The following is a 12,748-nucleotide window of genomic DNA, read 5'->3' as shown; positions in this document are numbered from 1 at the left end:
AATAAATTTCACAATGTGATTTTTTCGACTTTTGAAACAACATCAATATTACACTCTTTATCACTATTGAGAGAATTGTTGAGATAGATCTGGTTTTTATAAAAATGTTAATTCATCGGTTCGGTAGATAATGTGTTTATAAAAATGATTTATGCGCATTATGGAGATAATTGCACTATAAATTGAATGTTTAATCGTATAAAGTGGTTATATATCTCAAAAATGAAGGTTAATAATTTGTTGCATGTTGCTCTGGGGAGTGCTAGTTTGTAGCGAAATATGGGTGGAACCCAGCAGTTAACCAACCACAAGAGCCGTATAAAGGGTTGGTAAAATAATAAAAGACAGGGAGTATTAGCGCATGAATGATGTACCAGCGCTGGACATAAAGGAACTGCACAAAACATTCGGGCAAAATGAAGTCCTTAAAGGTATCTCGCTTGAGGCACACAAAGGGGATGTTATCTCCATTATCGGTTCATCAGGTTCTGGTAAAAGTACCTTTCTAAGATGTATCAACCTTCTTGAAACGCCTACCGAAGGTGAAATTTGGGTAAACGGTGAGTTGATCCAAATGAAAAATAATCGCCAAGGTGAGGCTATTCCAGCCAACGAAAAGCAAGTACAGCGCATCCGTTCTAGGCTTGCCATGGTATTTCAAGGGTTCAATCTTTGGTCGCACATGACCGTTCTTGAAAATGTTATTGAAGCGCCAGTACACGTGTTAGGCGTACCTAAAGCTCAGGCGTTGGAGAATGCCGAGCTGCTACTCAAAAAAGTTGGCCTGTACGAGCGTAAAGATTATTACCCTGGCCACCTCTCTGGTGGACAACAGCAACGTGCGGCTATTGCACGAGCATTGGCTGTTGATCCTGAAGTGATGCTATTTGACGAGCCTACCTCTGCACTTGACCCAGAGTTGGTAGGTGAAGTGTTGGGTGTAATGCGAGATTTGGCTGAAGAAGGCCGAACCATGTTGGTTGTAACGCATGAAATGGCATTTGCACGCGATGTTTCTAACCATGTCATGTTCTTACACCAAGGTTTAGTGGAAGAGCAGGGAGACCCTGCTAAGCTCTTCACTAACCCAGACTCAGAACGTCTACAGCAGTTCATCTCATCAATTTACTAAGCTTGCATTTGCAGCAGGCTAATGACAGACACAATATAAGATAAAAATCACAATCACAGGAGTATGGAAATGAAAAAGTGGTTAGTAGTTGCAGCTTTGGCTGCTACGGCAGCAACAGGTGTGGCTCAAGCGAAAGATTGGAAGACAGTTCGCTTTGGTATTGAAGGTGCGTATCCTCCATTTAGCTGGACAGAAGCGGATGGCTCTCTTAAAGGCTTCGACGTAGACATGGCAAATGCTCTATGTAAGGAAATGCAGGTTCAATGTAAGATCGTTGCGCAAGACTGGGATGGCATTATTCCTTCTCTACTAGCGCGTAAATACGATGCAATCATTGCTGCGATGTCCATCACTGAAGAGCGTAAGAAGAAAGTCGATTTCACAGGTAAATATGCTCAGATTCCTAACAAGTTCATTGCGAAGAAGGGCGCAGGTCTTGATTTTGACAACCTAGATGGTCAAAAAATCGCGGTTCAACGTGCTACAACTCACGATAAGTATCTAACTGATAACTACGGTGACAAAGTAGAGATCGTACGTTACGGCTCTTTTGACGAAGCGTATCTTGATCTAGCGAATGGTCGTGTGGCTGCGGTTCTTGGTGATGCATCAGCTCTAGAAGAAGGTGTTCTAAACAAAGAGGGTGGTGAAAACTACGAGTTTGTTGGCCCTGCACTGACTGATGCTAAATGGTTTGGTGAAGGTATGGGTATTGCTGTTCGCAAACAAGACAAAGACCTTACTAAGAAGCTAGATGCTGCAATCTTATCTCTACGTGAGAAAGGTGTTTACCAAGAAATTGCGGCTAAGTACTTCAAATACGACGTTTACGGTCAGTAATCATCGAAAAGCGACCGCTGGTTCTAGTTCCTAGAAGTAGCCAGCGGTCGAATTATATCTATAGCTTGTTGATGGTTATATAAGTCAGTAAGCTTTGAGTCTAGGGATCAGGAACTCACCTATGCTGGATTTACAAGGATACGAAGCCTCTATATTTAAAGGGGCCATTGTGACCATAGAAGTAGCGCTACTTTCGCTGCTGCTTGCGATGGTTTTAGGCATGCTGGGCGCATTGGCAAAAATGGCGCCATACCGCTGGGCACGCGCAATTGCAACACTTTACACCACAGTTATCCGTGGTATTCCCGATTTAGTTTTAATGATGCTGATTTTCTTCGGCGGACAAATTCTGCTTAACAATAGCTTGTATGCCATTAATGAATCATTGAATGAGTGGTTTGCTTCTAGTGACCCAAATCATGAATGGACGTCATACCTGCCGGATTACATTGATGTCAGTCCATTTATCGCCGGTGTGCTTACGATTGGCTTTATTTTTGGTGCTTACATGGCGGAAACTTTCCGTGGCGCAATCATGGCTGTGGATAAGGGCGAATTAGAAGCGGCAAAAGCTTACGGGATGAGTCCAGTCTTGGCCTTTCGACGCATCCTTTTACCTCAAATGATCCGTCACGCGTTGCCTGGATTTGGTAATAACTGGTTAGTATTACTAAAGACAACAGCGTTGGTTTCCATTATCGGTTTGGAAGATATGGTCCGTATGAGCTCACTCGCTGCGGGTTCTACTAAAATGCCGTTTACCTTTTACATGGCTGTTGCGATCATTTTCCTTTTCTTCACCAGTGTATCGACGGGCTTGCTCAAGCTTGTAGAGCGCAAATTCAGTATTCATGCGAGGTAAGAAATGGATTTCTCACTGATTATCGAAAGTTTACCTATTTATCTCGAAGGGTTGTGGACGACTGTGTGGCTGGTGGGGCTCGCGCTGATTATTGGCTTAGTTGTGGCTATCCCACTGGGCGTGGCGCGTAACAGTACTAACTATTTAATCAATGGGCCAAGTTGGGCATTTATCTACTTTTTTCGAGGTACACCGCTGCTCGTACAGCTTTATTTGATTTATTACGGAATGGATCAGTTCTTCCCAGTGAAAGACACTCTGTGGGAAAACGCTTGGTTTTGTGCTCTTGTTGCTTTTGTGCTCAACACATCAGCATACACGGCTGAAATTATCCGCGGTGCTATTAATGGTTTACCTAAAGGTGAAGTTGAAGCGGCTAAAGCTTACGGAATGGGGACGTTTATGACATACCGTAGGATCATTTTGCCAAGCGCTTTGCGTCGAGCATTACCTGCTTATAGCAACGAAGTGATCTTTATGCTTCACGGTAGTGCGGTGGCAGGTATCGTCACGATTGTGGACCTCACAGGTGCGGCACGATTGGTTAACTCTCGCTACTATGCGCCATTCGAATCTTTCTTAACGGCTGGTCTATTCTATATGATGTTGACGTTTATTATTCTTTGGTGTTTCAAATACGCAGAGAAACGTTTCTTGGCATATTTGAGACCGTTAAGCTGATTGGTTTAGAATTAGAAAAGGCTTCCATCTGGAAGCCTTTTTTAGGTTTATGTAATCAGCTAAGAATGATCAAAATTGTACCCGCTAAGGTCATTAAAATGTTGGCAATGGCATAGGTGCCAGCGTATCCAAGTGCTGGAATGGTCGATTTAGCATAGTCGTTCACAATGTCCATTGCCGGAGCGCAGGTTCTAGCACCAATAATGGCACCAAAAAGCAGTGCTCGGTTCATTTTGAGGATATAAGCTCCAACCAAATAGGCAAGAGCGACTGGAACGACACTAACTAAGAAGGATAAACCGATCACCTGTGGGCCAACTTGCGCTAAATGCTCAAACATTTTACCACCGGCACTTAAGCCAATGCCAACCATGAAGAACATTAAGCCTAGATCCTTAACCATGTTTAGTGCGCCTTGCGGTACATAGCCAAACGTGGGGTGATTGGCTCGTAAGAACCCCAAGGTAATACCTGATAGCAACAGGCCGACGGCATTACCTAAGCCAAACGAAACTTGACCAAAAGTCATAGTAATGAGGCCGAACAGGATGCCGAGTATGAAAAAACTACAAAAAGCGAGCAAATCTGCCATTTGGCTGTGAATTGAGATGAAACCGATTTTTTCCGCTAAGCCACGAACACGGCTCTTTTCACCACTGACCTGCAGCACGTCCCCTTTCGCCAGAACAATGTCCAAATCCATGGGCATTTCGATTTGTGCTCGTACTACGCGGTTCAAAAAACAGCCGTATTCGGATAGATTCAAGTCTGACAGACGCTTACCGGCGATAGAGTCACTTTTTACGACGATTTCTTCTTCAACGATGCGTAGATCTAAAAGATTTCGATCGAAGACTTCTTTCCCGTTTCGAAAGCTAGGATCCAGCCGAGCATGGCTGTCTGGAAAACCAACCAGTGCGATTTCGTCGCCTTGTTGCAAAATAGCGTCACCATCAGGATGGGCGAGTATGCCATTTCGACGAATACGCTCAATATAGCAGCCAGTTTGTCGATAGATACCGAGTTCCCTCAGGTTTCTACCATCAATCCAATCGATCAGCTCCTGACCGACACGATAAGCACGAATAATGGGCAAGTAGACCTTACGTTGTCCTGTGTTTCCTAACCCACGCTCTTGAGCGATTTGCTGAGCAGAATCTGATAGGTTCTGCTTTTGCAACTTGGGTAGCAATTTAGCGAACATAATCATGCTGATCAAACCAATCAGATAGGCCATGGCATAACCAACAGACAGGTTTTCAATCACTTGTGAAAAGTCCATCCCGCGAGGGGTTGTGGCTAGTCCAGAGTTCAGTGCATCTTGAGCCCCTACAAGTACTGGTGTCGCGGTTAAAGCTCCCGCCATCATGCCAGCCGAAAGACCGAAATCAAGCCCTAAGCCGTGGCTGGAAAAATAGGTAATACATACAGCGGTTGAAAGCACGACCATACTGAGAATGAAGTAGTGTTTGCCATCCCTAAAGAAAATACCAAAGAAGTTTGGACCTGCCTCAATACCTACGCAGTAAATAAAGAGCATAAAGCCAATCGTCAGCGCATCAGCATTAAACGTAAAGCCTAAATGCCCCATAATCAGCGAAGTCAGGAGTACTCCTATGGAGTTGCCAAGTTGAAGATTTCCAAAGCGAATTTTTCCGATTGCCAGGCCGATGGCAAGGACCACAAAAATGAGAAGGATAGGATTTTGCTCAAGCAAATTTACAACATCGATGTTCACTGGGCAGCTCTTGTTTCAGTGCCATAGGGTAAGTGTGCGAATTGTATCTGAATATTGCAAAATGATAAGTGAAAAATTTGATAATTTACTATTAGCTGACTTGAGTAACGAATTCACAATATTGATTTAATTCAAAATGAAAAGAAGCCGCTTAATAAGCGGCTTCTTTAATTCGTGATAATTACTCGTCAAAAAGACCTAGATGCTCTTTTGCATACGCTTCAAAGTCATCACAACCACCAATGTGCTCTTGATCGACAAAGATTTGTGGAACCGTTTCAACTGGTTTACCTACTGTTTTTTCTAGGTCAGCTTTTGAGATACCTTCTGCATGAATATCAACGTAACGGTAGTTGAAGTCGTCGCGCTTAGCTTTAAGCGTTTCAGCATGTTCTTTTGCGCGAACACAGTAAGGGCATGCTGGGCGACCAAAGATAACTACGAACATAATGTCTTTCTCCTTTATTTTGTTACGTGCAACTATGCCCGAATAAAAGTAGGAAATAAAGATGCAATTACCTGTTGATTTGATAGGTAAAAGCTATTGACGTCTTTTTGTACGTTATCCGTACAAGTTTACCAAATGTATGTGATAGTTAACTTGAGGGCTTGCTCGCGAAAGTCTTATTTTTTATAGGGTTAATGGATGCAAGTTGCACTGAATCAATTTAATTTCTATCGCTTCAAGGCACTCTATTCGTTATATGTATCAAGCAGGGAGTGTTTGGGTATGTTCCAATTCATGACTTCCACCCGAATTATTTTTGGTGAAGGTTCGCTGCAGTCATCGCTTTCTATTCTCAACCAATACGGTTATAGCGTGTTACTTGTTTCGGGTCAGAGCCTAGATAGGGCAAAAGTTGTAGTCGATTATCTAGAATCTCAATCAATGCGTTATCAACATGTGTCGGTGTCTGGTGAGCCAAATATTACAATGGCGGAAGAAACAGCGTTAATTGGGAGAAAGTTTAAACCTAATATGGTCGTTGCGATTGGTGGGGGCAGTGTTCTGGATATGGGCAAAGCGTTGGCAGCGATCATTCCCAATCAGGGAGATGTGTATGATTATGTTGAAGTGGTTGGGCGTAGTGTTCCCTTAAAAGCCAAGCCTATTCCTTTCATTGCCATTCCTACAACGGCAAGTACGGGTTCTGAAGTCACACGTAATGCAGTTTTACGCTCTGGACAAGATCAAGTCAAAGTCAGCCTACGTAGCCCTGATATGTTAGCGGATGTAGCCATCGTTGACCCAACGTTGACCTATGGTACAGACTTTTATACATCGGGCAGAGGAGCGATGGACGCTTTCACACATTTGATGGAAGCTTATGTTTGCGGAGATCCGAACCCATTGACCGATATGATTTGTGAAGAAGGGCTTCGGCGATTGAGTACTTCAATTCTCTCTGGATGCCTTGACGATAACCCAAAAGCACGTTCTGACCTATCCTTCGCCGCTATGTTGGGAGGGATGGCGAGCAATAATGCTAAGCTGGGTGCTGCTCATGGTTTGGCGTCTGCTTTAGGCGGTAAGTTAGAAGCTCCGCACAGTGTAATTAGTGCTCGTTTAGCACCATATGTGATGTTGGAAAACATTAAAGCGGCTAAAATAGTGGGTCGGCATGACGTCCTTAAGCGTTATAAAAATATTGCAAGGATTTTGACAAGACGAACAAATGCTAGACGAGAGGATGCAATACTTTGGGTAAACATGATGCTAGATAAATTATATCTCCCAAAGCTGGATCAATTCGGTATCTGTAGCACTTCGTTTGATTTGGTTGCTGCTGACGCACTCAAATCTGTCGCTATTAAAGGTAATCCTCTTCCACTCACCCAAGAGCGGTTAGTTTATATTCTTAGACAGGTATGCAATTGCCATGGCGAAAATGGTAGGCAAAAAAATATGGCTGAGTTACAAGCAACTGCTCGTGTCTTAGGTGGTGAGCTTAAAAGTAGAGAAGTTAAGACACAGAACTCTTAGCCAAGATTTAGATGGAGGGTAGAGAAAAGGAGCGACAAGCGCTCCTTTTTTAAAACTGTGACAGTTTATCGTATCGAGAATCTTTAAGTGCATCTTTTACACGTTTTAAGTTCTCTCTGAAACCGGAACCACGGCGCAGCGTAAAGCCTGTTGCCAGCACATCGATGACCGTCATTTGTACAACACGACTTGCCATTGGCATGTAGACATCGGTGTCTTCAGGAACATCCAATGAGATTGATAGCGAGCTTGCTTTATCCAGCGGAGAATCTTTAGCGGTAATAGCGATAACCGTTGCGCCATTTTCGCGTGCTAGGTTGGCAATTTCTACCTGACTCTTAGTACGGCCTGTATGGGAAATTAAAACAATGACATCGTTATCAGTACAATTGATGCAGCTCATACGTTGCATCACAATGTCTTCAAAGCAGGTAATTGGGATGTTAAAGCGAATAAACTTATTCTGAGCGTCTCGAGCCACAGCCGAAGAAGCACCAAGGCCAAAAAATGATATGCGCTTTGCCTGAGTAAGCAAATCCACAGCCCGGTTAATTTGCATTGAGTCTAGGCTGTTCTTCGCAACATCTAAACAAGCCATTGTAGATTCAAAAATCTTATGGGTGTAAGCATCCGGTCCATCGTCTTCCTCTACGTTACGGTTCACATAAGGTGTTCCGTTTGCGAGGCTTTGCGCTAGATGAAGTTTAAAGTCGGGGAAGCCTTTGGTGTCCAAGCGGCGGCAAAAGCGGTTAACAGTTGGCTCACTTACGTCTGCCATTTTGGCCAGTGTCGCAATACTAGAGTGAATTGCTGTCTGAGGAGAAGCCATAATAACTTCAGCCACTTTACGTTCAGACTTGCTAAAATTCTCTAGATTTTTCTGAATTTTTTCTAATGTATTCATAGTGTTCACGAGGGTATAGAGAACAACTCACTGGATATACCTGTTCATTAAAAGGTTACAAGTCGTCACCTAAAGGCAATAACTATCCAGCGCCATGGGTCCAGTATAAACCTAAGCAACAGATTTACAGTAATTTTTATACAGTTCAATTAGTGAGAATATGACAAGCCTCAAACTAAACTTTGCCAAAACTACACAAATTATCGTTATATGCAAAAGTTTTCGCGATTTGAGGCCATCGATGTTTGGCAAGTTACAGCTTTTTAGAAAGAAATTTTCAGTTTTCTTTGATTTTTTGAGCAGCTGATTGGATTCTTGCCATTAGTTTTGGCGCTTGTTGAGCAATTTCCCTTTGCTCATCCAACACCATACCCAAAATATCTCTTCCTGTCAGTGGGTTAGCTAACACAACTCGAAAAACTATCGTATTTAGCCTATCCCACTGCTCAGGATTTAAGCGAGTACGCGAAACAAACGATTTGCCCGTTTCTCGCTGTCGTTTCTGGATAAATTGAGTTAGTTCATTCAGTAGCTCATTGAGCTCAGACTTTTGCTGGTTGTTTGCTTTCTCAAGAGCGCGACGAATGTCGGAAGGAAGATAGCGATAGGTGAGTAGGCAAAGTTCTGGTTCCGATACCAATTCGAAGTCGTCTTGTCGTTTGATCAATTCGGCAAAGTACTTGGCTTTCTCAATACTTTGGTCGATCAAGAGCTCATAGCCAGGCCGACTAATAATATGCATCGCAGCATAGACTAACATGGCCATCCCAGAGCGAGAGCCTTCAAGTGTATGGCTGCCAAGATCTTTAGAACCTTTCCGCAAGATATATTGTGCGTGGTGCTCGATGGACTTCATCGCTTCCGGATCTTTGAATAGCACCATACCGGCGCCCATTGGAATATACAGTTGTTTATGGGCATCAATGGTAATTGAGTCTGCAAGCTCTACACCATTGAGAAGATGACGATAATTGTTCGACATCAAGGTTGCTCCACCCCAAGCTGCATCAATGTGGAAATGGCAGTTTTCATTGCGACAAATTTCTGCAATATCAGCAATGGGATCGATTGAGCCTGTTTCCGTTGTTCCTGCGACACCGACCACAGCAAAGGGCTTGATGTTTTGTTGCTTAAGCTGAGAAATGCTTTCTCGTAGTGCTTCAGGACAGATACGATTGTTAGCGTCGGTTTTTACCGCGACTAGGCCTTCCTGACCAATTCCAAGTACATCTGCAGCCTTCTTTAGTGAGTAATGTCCACGCTCTGATACAAGTACCGCTAATCCTTCGTAGCCGTAATGTTTCATCGCTTTGAAAAGGCCTTCTTTTTCTACGCCTTTAAAGTGACCTTGAGCTTTTAAAGCGTTGTTGCGCGCAACCCAAAGGGCGGTAATGTTGGCAATGGTACCACCAGAGCAGAACGCACCTAGTGAGTGATTCGCACTGTGCATCCATTGGGCGTAAAACTCATCGTTTTGATTGTAAATAAGGCGGTGCAGCATGCCGAGCACTTGGCGCTCTAAGGGGGTAAATGCTTTAGAAGTCTCGATTTTTACTAAATTTTGGTTTAGCGCAATCATGATCTTTGACAGCGGCATCAAGAAATAGGGTAGTGCCGAGGTCATATGACCAATAAAACTTGGTGCAGAGGTGTGCACAGAGTGGGAAACCAAGGTATCAAGCAAGTGCTGGGTATGTTCGGAAACAAACTCGGGCTGTTCTGGAAGCGTAGCGTTAGAGAAATCTTTCTCAATTTCCTTAAGTGGCTTTTCTTCCGCGACAATATGTTCTCGCAAAAACTGGTTTAGATTTTGCGATAGCTTCTCTTCAATTTTAGTTAGTGTTGAGTCTGGCCCTTCAGGGACTGTGAAGATTCGGAGTAAACTCTCGAAACTCACGTCAGCCGTTTTGTGTTCCGATACCATACAGCTCATTGCTCTTATCTTTTTTGTTGCAGCGCGACAATCTAAACGAAAACGGGCGCAAAGTCCCGTCTTAATTATTTGAAATTCTTTTCTGCAATAAGAAGTTTGCCACCAGCAAACTGGCTTGGTGGCAAAGCGTATTACGTGTCACAGGCAATGGTTTCTAACTCTTTAATTGCCTGATTGTAGCGCTTAAGTGCGTCGTCTATTTTAGTGGGGTGACTTAAGAGATCGGCAAACGCAGAGCGAAGGTCGTAGTTCTTCTCATGTGGCTTAGACTGACGATCGCTAAAGGTTACCTGAGCTAACCTGCCCAATTCGTCGCTGCGTGAAGACAAGGTTTTGATGTCTTTTTGCTCTAGTTGAAGCCATGCTTCGACCGGTTGACTGGTTGCTATTTTGGATGGGTCGTTTTCAAGGTAGTAGTGAACCGCTGCACGGTTTAACTCAAAATGGTTTTTTCGACCTTCCAAAAACCACTCACTGACCTCTTTAAGATCAGGATATTGCTCAGAAGTTAGCTTTGCTAGATCTTCGTACCAATGTAGAGAAGCATCAACATAAGCGTCGTATTTCTTGGACAAACATGCATTGTCAGCAGCGGCAACCATAGTAGAGGTCGCGCCTAACAGCAATGCAATCAGTAGACGTGTCATAATGTTTCCTTTTGAAGAATAGTTATTATAAAACCACTAAATTAGCAATCGCTAAATTATTGTGTGTGGTCGAGCCTTAATATAGTGAATCTAAAGATAAAATCATGCGATCTAGCCTGCAAGAGAGACAAAGAAAAGCATCAATACGGGCACTAAAAGGCTTAATATAAATCCACTCACTATCGCAATGGGTACACATCGGACACCTCCTGTAGTTTGGATGACAGGCAATGTGAAGTCCATCGCCGTTGCACCTGCATAGCCAATTGCTGTGCAAGGCCGAGAGCGTATCGCGAGGGGAATCAATACTAAGGCAATCAGTTCTCGAAGGAGTTCAATCATAAATGATGCACCTCCATAAACGGGGCCAAAAGCGTCACCCATCAAAATACCCGCTAGAGAATACCAGCCAAAGCCAGAGGCCATTGCCAAGCCACGGTAAATATCAATATCTAATAGGACGGCTGCCACAATACCCCCAATCATAGAGGTTGCGATGATCACTAAGGCGATGATCATACCGTGTTTGTTGAGTAATATTTGGCGAAGCGTCAGGCCACTATTGCGCAGTTGGATGCCGATGAAAAATAGTAAGACAAACAGAATCCATTCGCTAGCTGTGTCTACCCAACTCAAATCGATCGGCAACATTAATCCTGCGAACAAACCACCTCCGACAACAGCAATGAGTTTGACGGACTCCATGGCCATGCTTGAGAGAGGGATCTTAGTTTGTTTGGCATCGGTTTCTATAGGCAAAAGCTTATCGAGGATGGGCAGAGCAGCCAAATTACTCAGGCTAAGACAAGTAAAGAATACGGCAACGTATTTGAGGATGAGCTGTAGATTTTGCCCGAGGTTGTCCAGCGCAGCAAGACTTAAGCCCATTAGTGCTAAGATGACATAAATCAGGTTTGCAGTGGTTGCGTTGATTTTATCAAGAATGGACGACGTGGAAATCGATATTAAATACCCCACAACAAGTGGGGCAAAGATGAATATCATCCCTGAGAACATGTGGCTTCCTGTGTACTGGTACGTTAAGCGCTAAAGTCCACTAGCGCTGATTAACTCATTGATCTGTGTATTGAACTCAATATCACTTAAATTACTGAGCTTGTACAGTATATCTGCACCAGTTAGGTCAAATTCAACCGTGTGCTCGTCGATTTCTTCATCTTGTCGACGGAACATCAGAATATGATTGGCAATACGGGCTATATCTAGGTAACTCACATCAACACTTTGTCTTTGATGCAGTTGATTGGTTGCGACTTCCAAGAAATCACTGTCAAAACCCCAATGCTTTAACACCAGTCGGCTCGCATTGGAACACTGGTTATTGAAAATCTGAAAAGCGATATCTTCATCAAGATAATTACCTTGTTCAAGATACATGTGGTATTCATTTACGATACAAAATAAGCCGATATCAGCGAGTAAACCAGTGAGGAGGGCTTTATCTGTTTCGAGGTTACTATACCTAGGAGCGTTAGCTTCTTTAAAACCTTTCACAACCATCACCATGGTGGCTGCTAACTCGCGTGAGTTATGAGCGCTATTCACTAATACTTCATTACAGCCGCGACTCAAATTAACGGAGTGTTTCAACTGCTCTATAGCCTGCGCTGTTACGATATCGCGTACGCGTAGAATACCCAAGCGAGATACCGCAGTGACTAAATCGGTGCAGGTTATGTTACGGCGATTAAATATGACAGAATTAGCCACGCGAATGACAATAGCGGCAAGGCCAGGATCTTCAAGCAGGCGGTCTGCAATATCCAACACTGTGGTTGAATCTTGGGTACATAATTTTTGAATGTTTAAAACAACATCGGAAATCGGCGGCAGTGTAATTTTGCCCGAGTTAATGGCGTGTTCAACTAACGTTGAGAATTCAGACTCGATGCCTTTGACTAAAAGCTCATTGTTTTCCGGAAGCCAATAAAAGGATAGGTGGTTCATGCATGATCAGCTAAAGATTGTACTTGTTACAGTTTAACTTCCATATCTAATGTTATGCA

At 43.4% G+C, this 12,748-nt stretch carries 12 protein-coding genes; 5 read left to right on the top strand and 7 right to left on the bottom strand.

From position 1 onward, the window contains the following. Nucleotides 1–361: 361 nt before the first annotated feature. The 4 genes from CTT30_RS09360 to CTT30_RS09345 all read left to right on the top strand — a co-directional run bounded on the left by CTT30_RS09360 (nucleotide 362) and on the right by CTT30_RS09345 (nucleotide 3,515). Complete coding sequence (locus tag CTT30_RS09360; protein WP_239865901.1) at nucleotides 362–1,132, top strand: ABC transporter ATP-binding protein; 771 nt, start codon at nucleotides 362–364, stop codon at nucleotides 1,130–1,132. A 69-nt stretch (nucleotides 1,133–1,201) separates the two neighbouring features. Further along, nucleotides 1,202–1,972, top strand: a complete 771-nt coding sequence (gene aotJ / locus CTT30_RS09355; RefSeq protein WP_239865902.1) for an L-arginine-binding protein AotJ — start codon at nucleotides 1,202–1,204, stop codon at nucleotides 1,970–1,972. Between the two features lie 121 nt (nucleotides 1,973–2,093). Beyond that, nucleotides 2,094–2,834 (top strand): ABC transporter permease, encoded by a 741-nt coding sequence (locus CTT30_RS09350; RefSeq protein WP_045974540.1) that lies wholly within the window; start codon nucleotides 2,094–2,096, stop codon nucleotides 2,832–2,834. Between the two features lie 3 nt (nucleotides 2,835–2,837). Further along, the gene (locus tag CTT30_RS09345; protein ID WP_239865903.1) at nucleotides 2,838–3,515 is read left to right on the top strand and encodes an ABC transporter permease; all 678 of its coding nucleotides are present in this window, start codon (nucleotides 2,838–2,840) and stop codon (nucleotides 3,513–3,515) included. A 55-nt stretch (nucleotides 3,516–3,570) separates the two neighbouring features. On the opposite strand, the gene CTT30_RS09340 is transcribed toward CTT30_RS09345, so the two are convergent. Both CTT30_RS09340 and CTT30_RS09335 read right to left on the bottom strand, forming a co-directional pair. Further along, on the bottom strand, nucleotides 3,571–5,253 hold the full coding sequence (locus tag CTT30_RS09340) for an aspartate:alanine antiporter (RefSeq protein WP_239865904.1): 1,683 nt from the start codon (nucleotides 5,251–5,253) through the stop codon (nucleotides 3,571–3,573). A gap of 181 nt (nucleotides 5,254–5,434) precedes the next feature. Beyond that, complete coding sequence (locus CTT30_RS09335) at nucleotides 5,435–5,701, bottom strand: GrxA family glutaredoxin (RefSeq protein WP_006959039.1); 267 nt, start codon at nucleotides 5,699–5,701, stop codon at nucleotides 5,435–5,437. Nucleotides 5,702–5,983: 282 nt separating this feature from the next. Between CTT30_RS09335 and CTT30_RS09330 the strand changes: the two genes are divergently transcribed. After that, nucleotides 5,984–7,237, top strand: a complete 1,254-nt coding sequence (locus CTT30_RS09330; RefSeq protein ID WP_252034889.1) for an iron-containing alcohol dehydrogenase — start codon at nucleotides 5,984–5,986, stop codon at nucleotides 7,235–7,237. 49 nt (nucleotides 7,238–7,286) lie between these two features. Here CTT30_RS09330 and CTT30_RS09325 read toward each other — a convergent pair whose 3' ends face one another. From CTT30_RS09325 to CTT30_RS09305, 5 genes are all read right to left on the bottom strand, one after another. After that, nucleotides 7,287–8,141, bottom strand: coding sequence for a MurR/RpiR family transcriptional regulator (locus CTT30_RS09325; RefSeq protein ID WP_019276064.1), 855 nt, complete (start codon nucleotides 8,139–8,141; stop codon nucleotides 7,287–7,289). Between the two features lie 277 nt (nucleotides 8,142–8,418). After that, nucleotides 8,419–10,065: a pyridoxal-dependent aspartate 1-decarboxylase PanP gene (gene panP, locus CTT30_RS09320; protein WP_252036634.1), complete on the bottom strand. Its 1,647-nt coding sequence runs from the start codon at nucleotides 10,063–10,065 to the stop codon at nucleotides 8,419–8,421. A gap of 140 nt (nucleotides 10,066–10,205) precedes the next feature. Then, entirely contained in the window at nucleotides 10,206–10,721 is a 516-nt protein-coding gene (locus CTT30_RS09315; protein WP_239865909.1) for a hypothetical protein, read from the bottom strand. Nucleotides 10,722–10,832: 111 nt separating this feature from the next. Then, nucleotides 10,833–11,738, bottom strand: coding sequence for a LysO family transporter (locus CTT30_RS09310; protein WP_252034887.1), 906 nt, complete (start codon nucleotides 11,736–11,738; stop codon nucleotides 10,833–10,835). Nucleotides 11,739–11,768: 30 nt separating this feature from the next. Continuing rightward, on the bottom strand, nucleotides 11,769–12,689 hold the full coding sequence (locus tag CTT30_RS09305; protein ID WP_252034885.1) for an HDOD domain-containing protein: 921 nt from the start codon (nucleotides 12,687–12,689) through the stop codon (nucleotides 11,769–11,771). Nucleotides 12,690–12,748: the final 59 nt, after the last annotated feature.

Origin of the sequence: Vibrio coralliilyticus (assembly GCF_024449095.1) — a bacterium.
Taxonomy (GTDB): domain Bacteria; phylum Pseudomonadota; class Gammaproteobacteria; order Enterobacterales; family Vibrionaceae; genus Vibrio; species Vibrio coralliilyticus_A.
The sequence above is the reverse complement of the archived record's forward strand: the minus strand, read 5'-3'. Positions and strand labels throughout refer to the sequence as shown.